The organism is Paenibacillus sp. J22R98, from assembly GCF_059383835.1.
Genome location: NZ_JBXENW010000005.1, coordinates 11,343 through 34,567 on the forward strand (window position 1 = coordinate 11,343; position 23,225 = coordinate 34,567).

The following is a 23,225-nucleotide window of genomic DNA, read 5'->3' on the forward strand; positions in this document are numbered from 1 at the left end:
GTAAGCATATTCACCTCATTCAACCGAAGTCGGGCAACCCACATGCGGTGTTTCATGTCATCGAGAGCGAAGCAATTACCTTTTTCCTTAGGAAGTCATTAAAAAACGCCCCGCCACTAGAAGAATTTATTCGAGATATGAATTGACTGGCGCAAAACAAGCAAATTTGCCTTTAAATCATTCAGAAAATGAACGGAGGAATCTCCATGATTCCAATTATCTCCCCCCTAAATCGAGGGATGACAGGTTCAGAAGTAACCAATCTACAAGATGCGTTGTTATTCCTTTTTGAACGAGGAGACTTCTTGCTAGTTGGCTTTGAAGAACGGCTCAATGATATAATTATGAATTTCAAAGATGAACGCGAGAGGAAAAAATTTAGTGACTTTACTGCCATATTTGTTTCGCAGTTTCAAAAAAAGCATGAGCTTCCCCAGGATGAAGGCGTCGTAGATGAGAAAACCGCCGATGTATTAAATAAAATGCTTCGCCAGTGGGGTGTACTTTCTACGGAGAGTAACTCTGTTAGGCCTATGGATTCTCCTTATTTCATAATCTGCCAGGTTGTAGATACACGTGGTGTACCAATTGATGGATTGAAGCTCCACGCGTTCCACCGCAATGGGATATCGCCTCCTATTCCAATAAGTGTTGCAACGACGACCGATTCACTGGGAAAATCGACTTTCCAGTTTCGACGATCCGACTTCAGCGCGAACGGGGATGAATTACAGCCAAACTTGTGTTTCAATGTGTTCAGAGGTGATACACTGCTGGATTACGTGTTGCCGAGCAGCACTAGCGATCAAGATGTTATAGAAGGATTTAAGCCTCAGCAAGATCCAGTCGTAATCCGTGTGGAAAAGCACTATGTGATTAATGGCATTGTTGTTCAAGAGAACGGATTGCGTGCCCAAAACCTAACGATGTTCTTATATCAATTAGGGTTCGGCGGCAATAGCGTACTTTTAGACACTTCTTTGACGGATAACAGCGGAGGATACAAATTTCGCTATGATCCTGGCGCTAGCAAAGTCACGTTGGAAATTCGGATCACGGACCCTCAGAACCAGGAGAAAGAGCTTCCGTTATGTAAACCTAAATTCGATGCTGGTGCCATTGAAGAATGGAATCTAGCTGCGCCGTCAGTTTCTCTCTCCTCGGAATACGAGCGATTGACGGCAGATCTCGTTCCTCATGTCGGTGAAATGGCTAGACTTGCTAATGCGATCGAAAGCGATGATCGCCAAGACTTGACCATTCTAAATCGTACAACAGGTTGGGACCCACGCTTGATCGCCCGGGCGGTCATTACCGAACGGTTAAATGCTGATCAGGATGTTACTTTGCCCCAGGAGGTCATCTATGGCTTACTTCGTGCCGGACTTCCTTCAGAAAAATTATTGTTGGCGCAAGTGCCACCTGATGTAGCGGAGCAAGCGCTCAAGATAGTGCGTGAAGCAGGTATTATTAGCATTCAAGATGACCTGATGGGTCAGTTCAAGGAGCAATTCAGTAAATTTGCTAACAAAATCCGTCTGTCTATTCCAGCCCCAGGCTCAATAGTGACCTATAGTGAACTACTTCAATCTACAGGACTGGACGATGAGGCGATTGACAAATTTACACCTGTCTTCCTCAATCATGAGGGAGATGCGGATCAATTATGGCGCAATGTGCGGGCTGCCGGTTTGGACAGTATTCAAGTTAATAAGCTCCAGCTTCATGGTAAATTGGCTTTCCTAACTGGTAACAGCAGCTCCATGATATCCATGCTAATGAGACAGCAGGTCAGCGGTAGTCCTATTTACGATCCTGTAGACCTCGTTGACCTCGATTTTCATATTTCAGAAACATGGAAGGTTGAGGTCAACAAGTTGGCAGGGGAGACTGGACAGAACCTATCTAATTTGATCCCAGCCGCTTACCTTAATGAGAACATGGAAGACCGTTTGAACGATTATGCCGAAGATCTAGCGCGCAAAATTCGTTTTAGTTATCCAACGCATGTCATCGCTAGAATGCTTGAGAAGGACGATGAGGATTTATTCAAACTCGGCGATGCCCGAACGAATACAGCGAAACTTCTGAAGAATTCTGCTCGTCAGGGCTTCCGGTTAGGTAAAACACCGATAACTTCATTTCTCACTACTCATACCGGTGTCACCAAAGGGTTGCTAGATCATGAAATCCAAGTGGCGGGACAACACCTGAAAACAGTGCAGCGCTTATATCAGATTACCACTGGTAATGAAGGGATTCCTGTGCTTCGCAAGATGGGCATTAATTCTGCATCGGATGTAACCGCATATTCTGAAGCGGACTTTCTCTTCTCCTATAATGCTGAATATAAAGCTTTATTTAAGAGGGAGCCTGCGAAATTGGAGGGTCAGGCAGTCCATCGCAAAGCGAAGCAAGTTGACAGTGTGTTGTACAACATATTCACTGTAGCTCGAAAGTTCGATAGCGAGGTGCAACTTGCAGGCATGTCAACGACGGTTGATGTTCGCGAGAATGTCCGTAATGAGCTGATTAAGCAATTTCCAACGATGAATTCTCTCTTCGGTTCAATGGACTACTGTGATTGCGAGCATTGCCGATCAGTGCTTAGCCCAGCTGCTTATCTAGTAGATCTACTACAATTTATAGACGCTGAGCCTCCTGTATGGCAGTCATTCCTGAATAAATGGGGTGAAAGGCACGACAAGCCTTACTTGGATACGTTTATGAAACCATATGACGCACTCATCGAGCGCCGGCCCGATTTACCCTATTTGCCACTTTCATGCGAGAACACACTTACTGTACTTCCCTATATTGACATCGTGAACGAAATTTTAGAGTTCTACGTTGCAAATGGAGTCTTATCGGAAAATGCAGCACACGATACAGGTGATACGACATCAGCTGAACTACTTGCCGAGCCACAGAACGTGATTCACGATGCATACGACATTCTGCGCGAAAGCCATTACCCGCTAGACTTACCTTTCGATCTGTGGACGAATACCGTTCGCCAATTCTGTAATTATTTCGACACACCGCTGCATCAATTGCTGCAAGTTTTCCGTCCGACCAATGACCTTATAGCGAAAACACAATCCTATGACTATTCCGCGATCTTTATGGAATCACTGGGGTTATCGCCTTCGGAAACTTCTATTTTCATCGACCCGGTTCCTCTAGTCGACAATAAGTGGCACCAACTCTATGGATATCTTTCGGTCGAACCTGCCTCTGCAATGCTGAAATCCGCTAAGCTTCTATCGGACCGCCTAGGCGTATCCTATAAAGAGATGGTGGACATTTTAAAAGCCAAGTTTATCAATCCGAATTTGACGAGTTTAGGTATGTTGTTCCGACTTGGGGTCAGTATTCACGATGCTAGAGATTACTTACTTTACAAAGGACTGCTGCTAGAGGAGCTGAATACACTTGAGCCTGATAAGCAGCAGCGTCGCTTAGAAGTGGAAGCATTCGATAACCGCATGAAGGAGCTTGCCACCTCACTCCAAGTACCGATAGAGCATCTACAAAACGAACTGGATGCGATAGATTTCTCTAGCGTGCTCGTACTGGCAGATCCCTTTGCTGGGTGCAGCTTCGACTATACAACTTTGCAATATGCTAATGGAGATGAAGCGAACGACATAGACTTTTTGCGAATCAACCTGTTCGTACGATTGTGGCGCAAACTGGGCTGGTCAATCGAGGAGACCGACCGCGCCTTGAGTACGTTCATCCCTAGCCAAACCCCATTTGATTCGGATCATTTAGATCAGCAACCACTTTTCTCTGCACTCATTTACTTGTCACATTTCAAAGTGATGGATGGAATGCTTCACCTTGGTAAGGGGAGTCGATTAAAGTTGATTACATTGTGGTCAGATATTGCCACAATGGGCAGCAAATCTTTGTATTCAGAGCTATTCCTTGCATCCAGCATGTTGAAAAGTGAACCGGTATTTGATGATCCGCTCGGACACTACTTATCTGAACAGCGGATCGCAAACATGGCCATGTTGAGTACTTTTCAAGTTCGTTTGCCGCAAGTAACGCCTGCCAAACAGATCGATTCGGCTTTGTTTGCCGCTGAACCAAGGATTACAATGACATATGATCATTTGGAGGAAGTTCAGTATCTTACTTTCCAAGGTGTAATGAGTGATATGGAGAAGGCAGTCCTAGCGGACCTGTCCCCTTCACCCGAACTAGATGCGCTGTTGGAGAAGGTACAGACCAAGGCGAATGAGTTCTCGCTCATCAAAGGGCATTTGATTTCATTGCAAGGTATACTCGGTCTGACCAGCGACGACATCGAACGAATTCTGGTGGATGCCGACACATCGCTGAGTAAGGCAAGCCTGTCAATGCCTAATGTATCACTGCTCTATCGTTACGGTTTATTGGCTAAAGCATTGCACCTTTCCATTGCTGATTTCATCACCATCAAGCAACTGGCAGGACTTGATCCGTTTAAACCATTAGAATCTGATGGTTTACGCTTAATGGAAAATGATCATCCGTTCGAACAAACGCTCGGGTTTATAGAGGTTGTCAATGAAATTAAAGAGTGCGGCATATCGATTGCAGAACTGGATTATTTGCTGCGCCATAGAGACAATGTAGGAAATTATGCTCCAAACCGTGCGGAGGTTACGACCTTGATACGGGGATTAGTTGAGGGAATTCGCGGCATTCGTGCCGAGCATGCCATACCTAAAGATCCCGGTGTACTGACAGACGAGATGCTACGGCAAAAGTTAGGTCTTGTGCTGCCCAATGATGTAGCCCAGCAGTTCCTGTCGATGATGAACGGGACTGTCGAGTACACTGCTTTAATTAATGAGGTTGAAATTGAAAAGCGATTTGATAAAAAATATTTTGTCAAAGAAGCTACAATCCGCGAAGTTCGTTATAACGAGACACGTAAGGAGCAACGGCTTTCCTATCGCGGAGTGTTATTTGATGCTGATCAGCAAGCTATATTAGCTAGAATGCCTCAAAAGTATTCGATACTTTTGACAAGTTTATTAAATAACGTTCGCGAGCAAGCCCAAACTTTTTTTGCCATCAATCTTTTGAAGCAAGCACCAGATTACCATCCAGCGACTGGCTTTCTCGATGCAGCGGATTTCGAACTCTTGTTTGACCGCTATCGTCCGCTTGATGATGCAGAAGAAGAAGAGGTCCAACTCCGCAATAAGGAGGCGAGGGACTTAAACAGACGTAAGCGTCTTGCCGTTAGCTTCCTGCCATTCTTGCAAGAAAGACTTATCCAACAATTTATCAGCCAGACAATGAAAGCGTACATTAGTGGTGACTCGCTGCTTATAGAAAGCTTGCTTTCGGATGAGAAGCTGCTGGCAGCGCCTCACTCTCTTCTAGCAGCGTTAACTACTGTTTATGAGAACGGGATGACGGCTTCTTTCTACATGTCTGACAATTGTTCAGGTGATCGATTGCAGCCAGCAGCGTCTATATCGATAAACCCTATCCATATTCCGACAGGGGTGAATAGTGCTTTATTGGAAGGATACTTGGAGGTCCCACAATCAGGGGCATATCGCTTCACAGTTGAGCTGGATAAGAAAGACGCAGAGGCAGAACTTCGATTCAAACATCTCCCGGAGCCGCAGCTCTGGAACGAAGTCGCCAAGCAGGATCTCAGCATTCTTGGTGAAGGCTCTAAGCAATATTTGGAACTGAAGGCAGGACAGTTGTATCCGTTCACCTTGGTGCTGCGCAAGTTGAATGGTGGAGGGGCTCGATTGTTCGTCCAAGGAGAAACTTTACCTAAGGGCAGTCTAGATCAGCTTGTGCATTATCCACTGGGCAAGATCGATGAATCAGAACGGTCAATTATTCTGTTAACGAAGTCCAATATGCTCCTTCAACGGCTTGGACTAGGCGAGAGGGAAGCACGATACTTGCTTACGCATGACAAAGATTTCGATGGGCTGAACCTTGGATTGATGCCGACTGAAAGTGAGGGCAATTCATTAAAAGAAGCTCAAGCAATTTTCCGTTCATTCAGGCGACTAATGAGTTACACGCGGTTGAAACGAGACCTATCCATGACCAACGATCAAATTATCGATGTTTTTGAAGCGAATGATGCGGTCAAATCTAAAGGTGCTGTTGTCAACCTCTATCAAAATATTGCAAAGTTATTCCGCCGCAATCAGGATGTGATTATAGCTTGTGCGAATTCAATTTTCACTAAGCCTGAATTCTCCAACGAAAAGCCCTTGCAGCGGCTATGGGAAGCGATGAAAGTGTTGGAGCGGTTCGGAGTGACAACGTCGTCGCTTGTTGAATGGACACATATCGTCAGTCCGGCTACCTCACCCGAGCAACGTTACACGATCGCTCGCAATTTGAAAGAAACGATCAAAGCCCGGTTTGATATTGAGACATGGCAGCGGGTAGCTCAGCCTATATTCGACAAGCTACGCCAACTCCAGCGTGATGCCTTGGTCTCCTATATCAAGCATCGGCATGGCTTTGACAGTATGGAACAACTGTATGAATACTTCCTTATCGATCCCGGCATGGAACCGGTGGTTCAGACATCTCGAATACGTTTGGCCATTAGCTCTCTGCAGCTTTTCATTCAGCGTAGTCTGCTTAATTTGGAGCGCAAGGTGCATCCGTCCGTCATTAATTCCATGCAATGGGAATGGATGAAGCATTACCGAGTATGGGAGGCTAATCGAAAAATTTTCCTCTTCCCGGAAAACTGGTTGGAGCCTGAATTCCGTGATGATAAAACGCACTTGTTCAACGAATTGGAAGGCGCATTGTTGCAGGGTGATGTATCTGCCGATTTAGTCGAGGACGCCTTCTTTCAGTATCTTACGAAGTTGGACGAATTGGCTCGACTAGAGATCGTGGCGATGCATTTGGAAGAAAGCGATAACGATCCTTCTATACGTATCCTTCATGTCATCGGTCGATCATTTAATCAACCGAAGTACTTTTATCGTCGTCTCGATCAATCATGGACACCATGGGAGCCAATAAGTGCTGAAGTTGATAGCGATCACCTAGCTCCCGTCATATGGCGAGGACGATTATATTTGTTCTGGATCACGCTCGAGAATATGTCTACCAAGGAACCGAACGTTACTGGTAATGGAGTAGGTGGTTCGACAGATGTTTTTGGCCTGACCATGGATAAGCTACAAGCTATTTTAGGGGATAAGCAGGTGGTTATCCAATTGCATTGGAGTGAATATTTACGAGGCGAATGGAGCAGTAGGCAGACCAGTTCAACGAAGTTAACGGCGACATTCTCCTATTCCGCCGACCCGAAGAACATGGGCATCCATGTTTCCAAGGCTTATGAGAATGGTGTAGAGCAAGGGGTCTTTATTCATTTGTCAGGTTCGTTCACTAACACGGAATTTACCTCCTTTTACTTAGCAGGGAGGAATAGTACGCCTCAAATTGTAATTAAAAGTGAACGTCCACGTAATCCATACAGTGCAACCAACCTATCCGCCACTCGTTTTTTTGGAAAAGACAAGTTCTCCGTCAAGTTTAAGCACCGAATCACCAAGAACTTTCTCGTAGCCTCAGGGACAGAGGCAGAGACGTCTGAGGACATTCTACATCAAGGTACCACATTCACCGTACTACCTTGCAATAATGACATGGATACAGTATCGCCCGAAATTTCGTCACTCATGAAGCCGATCTTTTATCAGGACGACAATCGGATGAACACGTTCTTCATTACACCATATGTCGTTGAACAGACTATTGCAGAGTGGGGACCATGGGTCACACCTCCATCAAAGACGGTGCCGAGCGCTAAACTTCCCGATTGGTGGAAACATCAAGTTATCATTCCACAGAAACCTTACATTGGCCCTATCGATATATCGAGGATTGAGCTCGATCCGGAATCGCGCTTGAGTTTGAAGTCTGAAACCGATTGGCTTATTAACCAACACACGGGCCTGTTGTTTGATGATAGAATCATAGGTCCGCAGGATTCGAATGTCGTCGGAGAAGCGGGTCTTCATGCAGTGCTATCTCGGAATATTGCAGATCGAATCCTTTCCGCTCAAGAAACAGGCCGTATCGCCATTAGAGAAGGAGGGATCAACGCATGAATCCCAAGTATCAGACTATGAACTTCCACGGACATTTGGATATTGAACGCTTAATCAAACCGGAAGATCTGAAGTTGGTGGTGAAGTCGACCACTATTCAAGAGCGAGATGTTAGTTATCGATTCTATCTACACCAGCATCCCTATGTGCAGTCGCTCACTGAGCGGTTGCTCCGCAATGGCATATCTGGATTACAAGACGCAGACACGCAATACGACGAGAGTGGTACTACGCTTCCGGGTAGTATGCTAATTACTCTGGATGCGAACACAGTAGTGCAAGTACAAGCCGGTTCCCAAATTGCCGTCATTCAAACGGTACAGGCTGTGACTGAGAATGGTTCAATCGATCTTGAGCCAAACCTGACTTATAGGCTTGACGATGATGGTGGCCTTCTTCTAGTTGAGCTATCTAGCGAAACAAGAGCTACATTAATTGATGGCATGTCCGCGGCACCGTCCATCGGATCAGTTTTTACACTGTCAGATGAACGCAAGGCAATGACTATCAACGGGGTCAGAATCAAGTTCATAGTAGAAATGGCAATTCAACTTCACGATGGTAAGGTAGCAAAGATTCCCGCTAATACCGTTGTGTTACTTACAAGCGATACGCGGATCCTGCTGCCTCAAGGGACAGTTGCGACTCTGCTGAAGAGCAGTCCGACTCCCAAGTTGTACGAGGATTTTTTTGATAATTTGTATAAGCCGAACTCGGAACTGGTTCAATGGCCTTACCCAGTTAAAGATTTAGATTTTACCGCCAGCGGAGCATATTCGGTCTATAACTGGGAATTATTTTTTCATATACCAATGACAATAGCTAATCATCTTAGCAAAAATCAACATTATGCCGAGGCGCAGCGATGGCTTCATTATATATTTAACCCGACGGATGATAGCGAAGGCCATACACCTGACCGCTACTGGAAAGTGAAACCTTTCCAGTACTCTGACGTCAAGAAAATCGAGGAAATTCTTGGGTCAGATGAGGGATTGAGTGAAGAAACCATTCAAAGCATAAAGAAATGGGAAGAGAATCCCTTTAGGCCACATGTGATCGCACGGTATCGACAGCAGGCTTATATGTATAAAACAGTAATGACCTATCTGGATAATCTTATTGCCTGGGGTGACTCTTTGTTTATACAAGATACGGGCGAATCGATTAATGAAGCTGTGCTGTACTATATACTTGCAGCAGATATTCTAGGTCCTCGACCTCAAGCTGTGCCGAAGAAAGGGACGGTTCGTACCCAGACTTATGCAAGCCTAAGACAGGAGATCAAGAAGTTTGGCGTTGTAATGAGTGATTTAGCGGCAGATATGCCATTCGACTTAATGCCAATTCCATCAACAAGCAAGGGCAAAGATGATCGGATGGTAACCATTCGCAGCATGGGAAAGGCACTTTATTTCGCCGTTCCTCGCAACGAGAAACTGCTCAGCTACTGGGATACAATCGCTGACCGATTGTTTAAGATCCGAAATAGCCTCAACTTTCAAGGTACTTTCCGTCAGCTTGCATTATTTGAGCCTCCCATCGATCCGGCTCTGCTGGCGAAGGCCACCGCAGAGGGCCTAGACATCGCTACCATCGTAAACGGGTTAAATCAACCTCTGCCGATCGTGCGTTTTCAATATCTTTTACAGAAGGCGTTTGAAGTTATCCAGGAGGTGAAATCTCTGGGTAGTAACTTGCTTTCGGCTATTGAGAAGGAGGATGGTGAGGCACTGGCCATCAAGCGTAGCCAGCATGAAAAGACCATCTTGCAAATGATTGAACTTGTACGTCAGGGGCAGCTCCAAGAAGCGATCAAATCGAAGGAAGCCATCGGCATGTCTCTTGCATTGGCCGTGCAGCGGTACACTTTCTACGAGAAGCAATTGGGAAGGAAGCCAGAAGAAATCGAAAATGCGACCGCTACAGCAATGAGCAATTTCGGAGAGCTTCCTGGTAACTTTTGGAGTGCGACAACAAAGGAGGAGCTACTTGAGATGCGATCGATTGAGGTTGATATCGCATCAGATGTCTTTGCCCAAGCGGCGCAGTTCCTGAATGGAGGCAAGCTGCTCAGTTCACATGAGGTACGCGAGACGCTTCTGCTCGAAGGCGCCCAATTAGCGAGCGACGTAGCAGGTATTTTAAACCTCACCAGTTCAGCAGCTACAATAATGCCGGACTTCCATTTAATTGCTGCCCCATGGGGAGTTGGCACCGGCTATACTTATGGAGGTCAGCACATTTCCTCAGGAATCGAAAAGCTAGCAAATGCTTCGCGATCGCTGGCCGATCGACTGAATTTTGAAGCTAGACGTGCAAATCGTATTGATACGTTTGCCCGCCGCGAGAGAGAATGGGCATTCCAGAGTAATCTGGCTGCTGGTGAGATGAACCAGATTTTCAAGCAATTGCGGGCTGCACAAATTCGGACTGCTATTGCCGAGCAAGAATTGAATTCACATCGTAAGCAGATCGACCAAGCGAAAGATATTGAACTATTTTTGAATGAGGAAGGTACTTCAAAGGAAGGCAAAAAGTCTAATAAAGCACTCTATATCTGGTTGAAACGCGAGGTCAAGGGGTTATATTCGCAGTGTTTTCAATTTGCCTTTGATCTCGCTAAGAAAGCGGAGCGCGCCTTGCAGCACGAATTAGGAAATCAGAATTTGAACTATTTACAGTCAGGCTACCTGTCCGGCAAGGAAGGCCTGATGGCGGGGGAGAAACTCTACCTCGACGTTAAAAGGATGGAACTGGCCTATCACGAGCTTAATCAGCGAGAGTATGAACTTACGAAGCACGTTAGCTTACTCCAGATAGATCCACTGGCGCTAATTCAACTTCGAATGAACGGCCGTTGCACTGTACAACTGCCTGAAGCATTATTCGACATGGACGGTCCAGGACATTACTTCAGGCGAATCAAGACGGTGGCAGTAAGCATCCCATGTGTGGTTGGTCCTTATGTAAGTGTGAACTGCACTTTAACACTGCTGAAGAGTAGTATTCGCAAAACACAAATTATGAATGATCGCACCTATCCACGTGAAGGTGCGGAAGATGATCGATTCAGCGATTATTATGGAAGTTTGCAATCGATTGTCACCAGCTCCTCCCAGAATGACAGCGGATTGTTCGAAACCAATCTCCGAGACGAGCGCTATTTGCCTTTCGAGAATGCCGGTGCAATCAGCGAGTGGCAGTTGGAACTTCCAGGCGACCCGAGTAATAACGATCCGTGTACGTTCGACTACAACACGATCAGCGATGTGCTGCTGCATATGCGTTATACGGCACGTGAGGGTGGAGGCTTACTTCGCAAGGGAGCTATGAGTCATATGAAATCCTTGTTCAAAGAAGCGCAGGCACCGGGCACTGTACGTCTGTTCTCGGTACGCCATGAGTTCCCGACGGCATGGGCTAATTTTTTGAAAAGCGAATTAGTAGAAGACCGCCGGTTCGAATTGACACTCGATTTCCGTCCCGAGCATTATCCTATATGGAGCAAGGATCGTCTGAATGCCATTGATGGAGTAGAGGTACTGGCTAGATACTCGAAAAGGGAGATAGTTCCTAGCCTAGTTATTTTCGAAAATGTGAATACAGCTGATGTCGAGAACAAAATGGGGACATTAATAAAGCAAAATATGCTTTTACGTGGCGTACTAACGAAAGGGTTGCCCGCAAAGCCGGATGAAAAACTTACTCTCTATTTTGAGGATAGGAACTTATCCGATGTATGGATTGCATTGAAGTGGCGCGAGTAGGAATACTTTTACGTTATAATGAAGTCATTGAGCATTTCTTAAGGCATTAATCGAATCATAGGAAAAAAGCTCAGCCAAAAGGAGGCTGAGCTTTTTTATGAGCGACATACATGGTTGCTCACTCAAGAGTGCACATCCCGAATGGAGAAGGCAGTAGCACCCGGCAGCCTTCACACTAGTCGGCAGTTTTTTATTTTGTGTAGTATGCTTAGGATACAATATGATACAATATGTATCATATTGTATCGGAGGTCGTGAATTGTATAAATATTTTATAAGTTTAAATCCTTCTGTGCAGACTGCAATTGTGTCAGCTATCGTAGCCCTGATTACCACCATTTTAGGAAATTTTTTTAGTATTTCTTTGAAATCTTTCTTCGACAACAGATCCCTTACCTACAAACTAAAAAAAGAGTATAGCTATGAGCAAAAGAAGAAATTACGTGAATTAATCGGTAGTTATCATGGAAGGATTTTAGAAGCAGCTACTGATCTGCATAATCGTTTACTAAATTTATATATTAATGATGAAAAAGGTTGGTTGGTTAATGAAGGTTACTATCATAAGTCAACAATGTACCGCTTTCTTCGTGTTTTGACAATTGTTCGAATGTTTGAAAACGATGCGATATACATCGATTCACAGATCGGAAACAGAAAAGACATTGAGTTCTTAATGTTTCTAAAAGCCTTGCATTGGATTTGCACGGATGTCAGTTTATTTGACGGAGTACCCTACAATAGTGAGTATTATCAGTATGATCATTTTTTTAGTGATCATTTACGTAGTATGTGTGATAGATTCGTAGAAGATGGGAAAGTTATTACGATGAAAGATTTTGATGCCAGGTTGAAAGACTTCCAGTACCTTTCCGAATTTTTCAACGGCATGAATCGACTTGAAGACAGATTGCGGTGGGATCGTATTGTAGTACTTCATTTGATTTTAATGGCATTCATTAACACAATAGGGTATGATTTTCAGAAATGTGGATCGAGAAAGATATTGGAAGTGATTCAAAATATGCGTCATATTCGAATTTTAGAAAACTTACCTGAAGTGATCAAAACATTAGTGAAACAGAAGGAGACCAAGAAAATTATTCGATTAACTGTAAAAGTTTTAAAGAAAAATTCTATACCTCTAAACTCTAATGCTCCTCTTTCACGCTAGGTATAATAGAATTCCCGCTTAATCATCAGGAGCAAAGTAGCAACCTCTTGCCATGCAGAATTGATGTAAACTAATTAAAATAAAGCTGCCGACACATTTGCCGGCAGCTTTATTTTAATTGAAGAGAAGAAAACCAATCATGTTCTTGTCTTTTATCGATATTTATTCTTGTCCTCCGACAATAGAGAAGGCAAATGTAAGAGGACAAGAACATATATCCATTAGATGCCGCGTAAACAGCGGTTTTTTTATTTTATGGATACAACTTCTTGTCCTTTTCAAAAGACAAGAAGTTGTATTGTTTTCCAATCTTGGTCAGTAAGATGATACCTTCTCCGCAGTTACTAAACGATACAGATTGTTGGTCTATTTAACATTATTCAATGCATTTTCATGTCCCCAAATTCGGCTTTCGTTACATGTTAATATTCAATGAAAGAGAAGCAAAAAAAAGGCTCAAAATGACACCAAATTAAATATCCATAGATCGGCTGATTTTGTTCAACTAACGGGCGGCCAGGATAGTTAAAACACTTTGAGAATTGAGACTGGAAGGAGAAAGTTCAAAATAAACATAAAGCTAATGTGTGGATAGCAGCCTGTTGAGCTAACGAGGCAGTTGAGTTGAGTGATTAAATGTATAAATTAATACGCGTGATGAGTTATTATGTAAGTATTCTTAGCTATATAGATTGGTTAGCAACCGGTCGTGATGATAATGTTAATCATAATTGATGGCTATTTTCAACGAGTTCTCATTTCTGGCGCTAAGTGCAATAAACGGGAATTAAAGCAAAAGTATCTGCAAGCAAAGAGGTTGACTTCTGATATTAGAGATTTACCTGATGTCTTTCAAAGACTCCATAATTTTGATCATATACCTCTTGATAATAAAGTGGAAGTTGATTTCGTAATTGATACTGATACGGATAAAATATACAAACCGATTTTTTGAATTACCAGCGAACGTTATATTATACAAACCAAGGAGCAGTTTGCCGATCAAGCAGATGCTCCATTTTTCATTAAAGTAACGGGCAGGATAGTTCAATAACTTCGCGAATACCTTAGGCAAGGCGAATTTACGAAGTTCGCGAATAAGATGTTATCCGAAAGATCCGAAGACTTTTTGAAATACGAAAGTCGAAATGAGGAACATTATGGCGAACTTAGATTTCTATTCGACAAGAACTGATCAACTTAAACTATTAGATTTTATTTTTTCAGAACTCAACTTTCGAGTGTTTCAGTCATATTCAGATTTTGATTCTGAACTTGAAGAATATAAATCAACCATAGAAATTGATGATAAATATTGTGTTGGAATTGATAAACATGGCAACGGAACTCATTGCCTTTTTCAATTGTGGTCACCCACAATTATGGACAAACTTGAGATTAAAAAAATTAACTTAGATGAAAAAACTGGGCACACATATAGATACAATATTGAAGGGTTTGCTTTGGTGCAATTATATTTAGGTGGTATACATAATAACTATATTTCAAAATCTCATATAGGTTCTAATTCAGAAGCAAGAGCTAAAAGCTGGGGTTATATTAGTGGAGTCAATTGGGAAAATCATAAGAAAGAAATTAATAAATTGTTCAATTACATTAGAAGAGATTCAAAAGTGAAAATTAAAGGCAGAGTTGTAATGCAAGAAGCGCTTGACTTTACAAGAAATAACTATTTATTAAAGGATTATAAATCAGCACCTTGGCATTATAGGTTGAATAATGACCAAAACTTTGAATATGAAAGTGAAAGAGTCCAGAAATAATCGCGTATTCACAAGTGATAATTCATAGCATATTCGAGGATGTCGGATCCTTCGAATAACACCATATTCACGCATCGGGCTATTCGGCAAGATTCATTAAGCTAACGGTACCAAAGCTCATTAAACATCAAGAAACGGCAGCCGGCATAGGGCTGCCGTTTTCTACTAACAGGTACGATAGCACAATAAAAGAACATGCTGCCACTCAATCGGCGGTTGCACCAACGATTCAACTATGGAGGTCAAAAAATTGACGGAATCCTGGCCATTTGATGATACCGAAAATGTAGCTGTGATTACAACTCTTAAAATTAGTGAGAGAGTAAGCCCTATTTTATATGTATCCCATGACGAGGATGATGGGATGTGGCAGTTTCTTGATGGTGGAGAAGTCAGTAAAGAATATGCGTGTCTACTTGGGTTAAAGGAGATAATTGATTTTGACCCAAGTTTGGTTCAATTAGCTGACCTGCCTATTGGTTGGGTTGAATGGAGGGAAACAAAAGACAACCAATGGAATAGAGCTAAAAGGTATTCAAACACATCTTTAAGCTAAACGGGACACGATAGCGCGGTGCAACTTTACTTATTACTTGGTCGACGGAGGATTTAATGAAATTATTGCAATGGAGATTTGATGATGACCCAAAAGGTCCCTCAGAAGAGTGGAATTGGGTTGAGGTTACTATGACTTTTGAAGATGGAAGCAAACGATGGAGTATTTTATATACACCAGAACGGCTTAATAACAATCTCTCTCGAAATGATGTAAATCCACCGGGCTTGTTTATCCAACACATGATAATTGTGAGAAGCTACGATGAAGAAGATGTTGAGAGAACATTACGATATTTGGAAAGCGAAAATGAGTTGTTATCGGCATCAAAGCCATTGGACTAACGGCACCATAGCTCATTAAACATCAAGAAACGGCAACCGGCATAACGTTGCCGTTTTCGCAGATTACACTAACCGTTTTAAAGAATGAGCAATTCCTAAGAAACATCATTCTGTAACATGCTGTTTACTTTTTTTAATACATAAAGGAAGGGAGCAATTGCTCACTATGACTGTAAATAAGAAGACACCAGAAATAGCCGGCAAAAAATCAATTACGCTGACCGGTCATCAACAAGTGCTTGAATTTCTAAATCATCTAAAGCATCCCTTAAAAGAGGAAATCGAAGAAGTCCGGAACATCATATTGAGCGCCAATGATTCCATTACCGAACATATTAAGTGGAATGCACCGAGTTTTTGTTTCAACAATGAAGATCGAGTGACATTTAATTTACAAGGAAAAGGTTTTTTTCGTCTTATTTTTCATCATGGAGTCAAGGTAAAGAATCATTCAGGAAATACACCTCTGTTTGAAGACACTACAGGTTTATTGAATTGGGTAAGTACCGATCGGGCCATCATAAAGTTCACAGGAAAGAGCGACGTCGAGGCAAAAAAAGAAAAAGTCACTGAAATAGTTATTAAATGGATTGAAGCGACGAGCTCAAAGTAAGGCAGTTGTGTTTGAGCTAACGGAGAACAAACGTACGTACTCCTAGTGTGAAATTATTTTTTAGATTAAGGGGGGCGATAAAATGACTCAGATTATATTTATTAGACATGGTATCACCGATTGGAATTATCAGAGAAGAGCCCAAGGTCAAAGTGACATTCCCTTAAACGAAGAAGGGAGAAACCAAGCTCGCCAACTGGAATCCCGTCTGAGGGAAGATATGTGGGATCTAATCTTTTCTAGTGATCTTTCAAGAGCAAGCGAAACTGCGAGTATTGTTGCGAAATCAATAGGTTTAGTTGTCCAGACTGACAAGCGCTTAAGAGAGATGCAAAAAGGTGTAACGGAAGGTACTTCACTTGAGGAGCGCATTAGTAAATGGGGAGAACAATGGGAGAGCCTTTCTCTAGGGATAGAAGAAGACGAATCAATAATTCAAAGAGGGTCATCATTTGTTTTGGAATTACTAAGATATTATAGTGATAAAAGAATTTTAGTTGTAAGTCATGGGGCTCTGATTGGACTAACTATAAAGTATTTCATTCCTGATATTAATATTGATATTCATTTTGGAAATACCTCAATTACAGAACTAAATTACATAAACGATGAATGGGAGTGCAATCTTATAAATTGCACAAGTCACTTAGAAGATTAAGCTAACGGGGCACTATAGCTCAATACACACCTATGACGAAGCTGCCGGTACGAACGGCGGCTTCATTAAGTTAACGGGCAGGAGAACGGAGAAGTTTTTATGAATAAATAATCAGTAAGTATACAAGTATTCATCAACAGTATTCGGAGGTGATTATTATGGCAATTTGGGATTATCAATTTTATCTATTTCCAATTGGGAATACACCAATCTTGAGTGAAGATGGTATGGAGTTTGTAGGGCAAAACAATTTTGATTTTATCCGAGCAGTAGAAATACTCGAAAACTCAACTTATATAAAGAATGATCCCTCATTAAAATCATGACCTTCATTCAGTGATGAGTGTTACTTTCTCTATAATGATGGAGAGTACAAAATTGAAATTGAACTAAATACAGGTAGTAAGGCTGATAAGGCTGAAGAAATTTCTGTTCGAACTAATATTAATAAAGAAGAGGGTAGTGTAATTGAAGCATTACGTATATGTAAGCTGTTATGCGATTCCTTAAGTTTATGTTGTTGGAGCATGAAACGTCGAAAAATAATTGATCTGAATAATGTTCTAGATGTGCAATCTACAATAAATCATTTCAATGAATTGCGAAATGGGAATTAAATTTTGTTCAATTTGATTCTCTGAGAGATTGATAATGAATTCTAACTTTCGCATGTATTCAATAATCTATCTTTGCGTTGCTTTCGTTAGAAGGCCTGGTTAATGGGAAGTACATTTAAATACGGTCTAATAATTCTTCCCACTCCCATACCTGAAACAGTGTACAATAAGCAAGCTCAAGACGCTTTTTATTAAAGCGCTTGTTTCAACATGATTTCGACTCTTCAAACGAATCATTCCATGCTACAATAGTCTTATTAGGGATATTTTGGATGAATTGCCACTGGGGGATGATGGCATTTGAGTCAATATGAGATGATAACGTGCGTAAATTGCGGTAAAGAAAATCGCGTATTTAGTGCAAAACGATTCATATCCAGATGTGGAATATGCAAGGATTTGCTTGTGTCTGGTACGTTATATGACACTCTTGAACTCAGTCAAGATGCGACCCAGGAGCAAATTAAACAGGCGTATAGAAGATTAGCCATGAAATGGCATCCGGATAAAAATCAGGACCAGGTTCAAATGGCAACCGCACGGTTTAAACGAATCAGTTATGCGTATGAAGTATTATCGAATCCTTCTGCAAGAAGAGATTATAATTATACTTTACGGAAAAACGAAACAAATCAAGAGGAGAAACAAACGAAAACGGAGCATCAGGAGAGACATGACTATCAAGAAACGCGTTCGGAGGGTACCAGAAAACCAGAACCCGAAATGAATGAGGCTGAGGCGGCTAATTTATTTATCGATGAAATGCTTGTTTATGCTTACGAGCTGGCCTTCCAAAACAACAATTGGAACAAGATTTCGCCAATGCTCATTGAAAAAGGCTGTCCAAGGCACATTGCAGAAGCCATCGCCCGTGCTAGCGTCAACCGCCGGAAACAGCTCATCCGCTCGTCCGCGATGAAGCCTTTCTTGATTGGTTTAGCCGCCTGTGCTATTGGCGGCATCGTTACGGCCGTGACCTATAATGAAGCGTCGTCAGGAGGGACGTACATCGTTGCTTATGGTCCAATCTTGTACGGTGGGTATAAAATGCTTGTTGCACTAAGTTATTTGATATCTGGAAAAGTACCACAGTAACCATACCTATTTCCGGAGGCGTCCATGACAGCAGCCAATTATTATACCTTATTAGGCATTACTGAAAAAGCGACGACCGAAGAAATCCATGCTGCCTACAACAACAAAGCTAATGAATTGCGCAGCACATTTGGTGCGAAGTCCTTTGAAATGATAAAACTGGATTTGGCTTACGACATCTTATCGAATTCAAAGTCCCGCAAAGAGTACGATAAAATGATTGGCTTTAAGGAGTCGGCAGAAGCAAATAAAACGAAAACGTCAAACAAGACCGACAACGCTTCATCAGGAACAGTTCCCCAAAAGAGTGCTTCGGCCTCTGCTAATGAAGATAAAGAGCCAGGGGAATCTAATAAGCTTTTTCGAAATCCGTTTTTAAATGTTTTGTATGGTATTCTTGCAGGTGTCGTCTTGGTACTTCTCATAAGTGCGATAAAAGAACAGTACAATGCATCTTCGACAACTGGTGTGGTGGCAACTGCTTCTACGGGCTCTACGGAAACTGTAGTTACGTCTCAGGCCCAAAATAATGTTGAGACGAACGCAGGTGAAACTGAGAAAGATACTTCTTCAACCATAGGAAATGGGGCCGATGAGGAAAGTGGTTCAAAAACTGCTGCCAAACAGGAGCAGCTTAATAATACAACTCCCACAACCACAGACAGTACATCCGTAGCTCCTCCAGATGAGTCCGCGCTTGCAAATAGTATTAATCAAACGTTTGTAAATCAGTTTCCAGCGCTTGAGTTAGATTATAAACGTGTTTTTCCGAGTTTTTTTACTTACATATCGAAGGAAAACGGAGAAGACAATCTTATAGTAATTTGCATGGTAGGGAAGGATGATTTTGAATATCTCGTAAAGTCTGGACAACGTGAGTACGAGACCCGTATGGTCATGAATCAATTGAAGGAGACACTGGATGGAGTGGTGTATAGTGGTCATAAATATGTGATGCTCGCACTTTATGCCATTTTCGATACAACGCCCCATGAAGATTGGTTCGCAGACACGGAACTTGTGGTTGAAAATAATCAAAACGTTGGAAAACGTCTTTTAGCCGTTTGGGATAGCGAAGCAGCAGAGCCGGATTACTATTGGGTTGGATTGCCAAAGCCAACTTGGCCCTCTGTCGACCCAAAATTGATGGAGCCCCTAGCATTGCGAGATAAATCCACAAAAGAAATCGAAGCTGCTCTTAATAAAATAGCTGCCTCTCATGATGCTAAACCGCCACAAGTTTCGAAAACGAAAACAACTTCCGAACCGCCTAGTTCTTCATCCGAAGTATCAAAACCTATTTCTGATGATTCAAATGTAACAACGACTCCTACGTCAACAAAAGCTTCTTCTAAAGCAGTGCCTACTACCTCGACGACATTTACTCTTGGTTCATCTAAGGATGAAGTTAGAGCAGCGGCCGGTAAACCGAATGCTATTCATGAATATTCCGCGCTAGGTGACGAGTGGGATTATGGGTTTTCAAGTGTTCATTTCGCCACTAACGACACTGTTGATGGATGGACCAACAACCCTAATGGGAAAGCGTTTCTGGGTAATGCTAAACCGCACACGTCCTTTTCATTAGGTTCCTCTAAACAACAGGTTGTGAACGCTCTAGGAACACCAGAAAGTGTTCACGCATATTCCGCATTGGGTGATGAGTGGGAGTATGAGGGCTTATCAAGTGTTCATTTTTCAACCAATGACACCGTTGATGGATGGACGAACAATCCAAAAGGAAAAGCGAACTTAGGTTCGAAAAAAAATGGTGCGAAAGCGATTGACATAGGAGTCACCAAGCAAGACGTTATTAATTATCTAGGCACCCCTACTTCCGTTCATGCTTATTCTGCTTTAGGCGATGAATGGGAGTACGGTTTCTCTACGATCAGATTCGATTTAAGCGGGAAAGTATCCGATTTCTCTGGTTTTTAAATTTGACTTTGGAACTATTTTGAAAAGGATTGGCCAGGACCAGCTGGTTAATCGCAGATCATTCTTTCTTGATAACTCTAAATCACATATTGTCGGGAGATTTATGCCATCAGAATATAAGTTTCGTGGTGTAACAAATATGGAGGAGATGGGGCACGTATTACAGAGTTATGACGAAGCGGAATATCCGTTAGATAGTGGCTGGTACTATACCCGGTTCTACTTTCCGAAAACATTTGATACTGGCGGTAGGCTTGCCCATTTTGCCAGCAACTTGTTTCAATTGTTTCTAAAAAATAAAGTATTAGACTGCGGGTGGTAGAAGTGAGTCATAACAAAATTTGAAGGTAGGGAAACCTTTGCATTTGATCTTGACGATCTGGCATATACCCATTGACGCAAGTGGGCCACTCATTCGAGTGGTCTTTTTTGTTGTCCCTAGTAAACGCAATGCCCCAAAAGTCCTATTGTCTGGTATACTAGAATTATCCAATTTTTATTAAGGTGGTCCTCGATATGTCCGAAGATGAGTCGAAACTAGTCAAAATCGAAAACCAAAAGGCTCGAATGTTGAGTCAACTGGAGGAAAACGACTTTAGAACGCTCATCGCAAGGGTTGCGTTCATTTTAAATCATTATCCAGAAACAAGAGACTCCGACAGGAAACTGTCTCTTAAATACTGGGAGACATTCCAAAACGGTCTGTACAACAGCGGAAATATCACGGGCTTAGCATTCATGAAGCTGGAGCAACAAAGCGACATCACTCGTGCGAGAGCAAAGATTCAGAACGATTTCGGTTCCTTTCAGGCCAGCGATAAGATTCAGCATCGTCGCAGAGAAAGAGAAGAGGTCTATAGGGGGTCCCATGTCGAACTAAGCGAAGACGCATCTTCAACCACATACGTATACTGCGATGAATCCGGTAAAAGCGAAACATATGCTCTGATGGGTGGGCTTTGGATCAGCAAAATCGGGTCGGAGGTAAGGAGCGCTGTTACGAATTTTAAGGAGAGCAATGGATTGGATAAAAAGTACGAATTCCATTTCTCTGCAATAAATAAGGATAAAGTGCAAGCCTACCTTGATCTGATAGATCTGATAGCCGATTTTTCAGCAAATATCGGCTTTAAAGCACTTTGCACAAAGCGTGTCGGTTCGACGTTAAAGATAGACGATCTTTTCACCAAACTCTATACAGTGGGCATTTGCGACGGCTTAGATCATGAGATCGGCACAGGCCGAGCCGGACTGCCAGTGACCGTCAACGTGATCAAGGATCAGGAGGACGGGAAGGACAAGCTCGTCATGGCCTCTCAAACCCTGGAACTCGAAACGCATATCAAGGCCAGATTCGACGACAAGGTTCGTTTAGGAACATTTCAATCGGTCCCGTCAATCATTAGTCCCATGGTCCAGATTGCGGACGTTTTTACTGGATGTTTGAGTCGACTACTTAATTTTCCGGGTCAGAATGGAGTCAAGGACCAAGTCGCTCACTATTTCTTTGACAAATTCAATATCAACAAAGAAACTTTTAAGACGCCTGATTACGACTTTATCAATATTCAAATCTTAGAATAATGCCAAGTCCGATTTCATTAGCGAACAAAATCGGGTCGGATTTGTCGGGTGACAAGAACTTGATCTCATTCCCACGTTAAGCTTGGAGATCGCATAAATGAAGCTCCAAGCCAGAAATGTAAGACTGCACTTCGTTGAACGGGCACGATAGTTCAACTGACCAGGGAGCTTGAAAAGGAGTTGCGAAATGTCAGCAGAGAAGCCCATCGCTATAAACTCGGAAATGTATATGCAATTCCATTGCCGAATGGAAAGTTTGGTTTCGGGCTCCATATGAACGCAGAACCAAAAGAGCCATGCAACATGTGCTAAATTATTTTGAGGAAGCCGAAAAAGTGGATAGAAACCAAGCTGCTCCTGACTATTGGGTACATATGGAAACCAAGTCTGGGAATACATTTGACAAAGTTGTGTGGCTTAACGAAGGTACGACGGCTACCTTCGTTAACAGTCCCCTCGGAAAACCATTGACTATGCCGCAAGCCTACTCAATGCCTGACTACGAAAGAGATAATTTGCGTGAACTACTTGGTCGTTAAGCTAACCGGGAACTTTCGCTCAATATAACACGACGGCAGCTGGTTAATCCTCAGCTGCCGTTTTTCATTAAAAAACGGTTAGGATTGTTTAATTTATCGACGAAATACTTTCAAGTAAAAGATGGAGGGTATATTAATTGCAATACAACTTAATTCTTGCTGCCATTATTAGCCTAAACAAACGAAGTTTAAGAAGAGCCTCACCTTGTTTAAAGTGGAAGCGGCTCCGGGATGCGAGGACGCATGCTGCAAAAACGACTCCCAGCACGCTATTATCTCTTAATAAGAGCGTGGTTTTTAATACTCTTCAATAGGCTTAGTCTTATAGAAAAAATCTAAACCTAACCTAAAGAAATTACTTCTATGTAGTACTTCAGATCTACATTGAAAAGGAAAATCTAGGAATGTATAATTAGTAAAATGTAATGAT

The 23,225-nt window shown here is 42.5% G+C and carries 12 protein-coding genes; all 12 read left to right on the top strand.

The window, feature by feature from the left end:
- Positions 1–206 precede the first annotated feature (206 nt).
- A complete protein-coding gene (locus tag AC50Y3_RS15630) occupies positions 207–8,123 on the top strand; it encodes a neuraminidase-like domain-containing protein (RefSeq protein WP_494819652.1) in 7,917 nt (2,638 codons plus the stop codon).
- A complete protein-coding gene (locus tag AC50Y3_RS15635; RefSeq protein ID WP_494819653.1) occupies positions 8,120–11,893 on the top strand; it encodes a Tc toxin subunit A-related protein in 3,774 nt (1,257 codons plus the stop codon). Before AC50Y3_RS15630 ends, AC50Y3_RS15635 begins: the two co-directional genes overlap by 4 nt.
- 259 nt (positions 11,894–12,152) lie before the next feature.
- Complete coding sequence (locus AC50Y3_RS15640) at positions 12,153–13,067, top strand: hypothetical protein (RefSeq protein ID WP_494819654.1); 915 nt, start codon at positions 12,153–12,155, stop codon at positions 13,065–13,067.
- Positions 13,068–14,227: 1,160 nt separating this feature from the next.
- Positions 14,228–14,851, top strand: a complete 624-nt coding sequence (locus AC50Y3_RS15645; protein WP_494819655.1) for a hypothetical protein — start codon at positions 14,228–14,230, stop codon at positions 14,849–14,851.
- 250 nt (positions 14,852–15,101) lie between these two features.
- A complete protein-coding gene (locus AC50Y3_RS15650; protein ID WP_494819656.1) occupies positions 15,102–15,407 on the top strand; it encodes a hypothetical protein in 306 nt (101 codons plus the stop codon).
- Positions 15,408–15,463: 56 nt separating this feature from the next.
- Complete coding sequence (locus AC50Y3_RS15655) at positions 15,464–15,751, top strand: hypothetical protein (protein ID WP_494819657.1); 288 nt, start codon at positions 15,464–15,466, stop codon at positions 15,749–15,751.
- A 166-nt stretch (positions 15,752–15,917) separates the two neighbouring features.
- Positions 15,918–16,364 (top strand): DUF1801 domain-containing protein, encoded by a 447-nt coding sequence (locus AC50Y3_RS15660; protein ID WP_494819658.1) that lies wholly within the window; start codon positions 15,918–15,920, stop codon positions 16,362–16,364.
- An 82-nt stretch (positions 16,365–16,446) separates the two neighbouring features.
- Positions 16,447–17,022: a histidine phosphatase family protein gene (locus AC50Y3_RS15665; protein ID WP_494819659.1), complete on the top strand. Its 576-nt coding sequence runs from the start codon at positions 16,447–16,449 to the stop codon at positions 17,020–17,022.
- A gap of 158 nt (positions 17,023–17,180) precedes the next feature.
- Positions 17,181–17,348, top strand: coding sequence for a hypothetical protein (locus AC50Y3_RS15670; RefSeq protein WP_494819660.1), 168 nt, complete (start codon positions 17,181–17,183; stop codon positions 17,346–17,348).
- A gap of 696 nt (positions 17,349–18,044) precedes the next feature.
- On the top strand, positions 18,045–18,734 hold the full coding sequence (locus tag AC50Y3_RS15675) for a J domain-containing protein (protein ID WP_494819661.1): 690 nt from the start codon (positions 18,045–18,047) through the stop codon (positions 18,732–18,734).
- A gap of 24 nt (positions 18,735–18,758) precedes the next feature.
- Positions 18,759–20,672, top strand: a complete 1,914-nt coding sequence (locus tag AC50Y3_RS15680; RefSeq protein WP_494819662.1) for a J domain-containing protein — start codon at positions 18,759–18,761, stop codon at positions 20,670–20,672.
- Between the two features lie 516 nt (positions 20,673–21,188).
- Complete coding sequence (locus tag AC50Y3_RS15685; RefSeq protein ID WP_494819663.1) at positions 21,189–22,256, top strand: DUF3800 domain-containing protein; 1,068 nt, start codon at positions 21,189–21,191, stop codon at positions 22,254–22,256.
- The last annotated feature ends 969 nt before the right edge of the window (positions 22,257–23,225 follow it).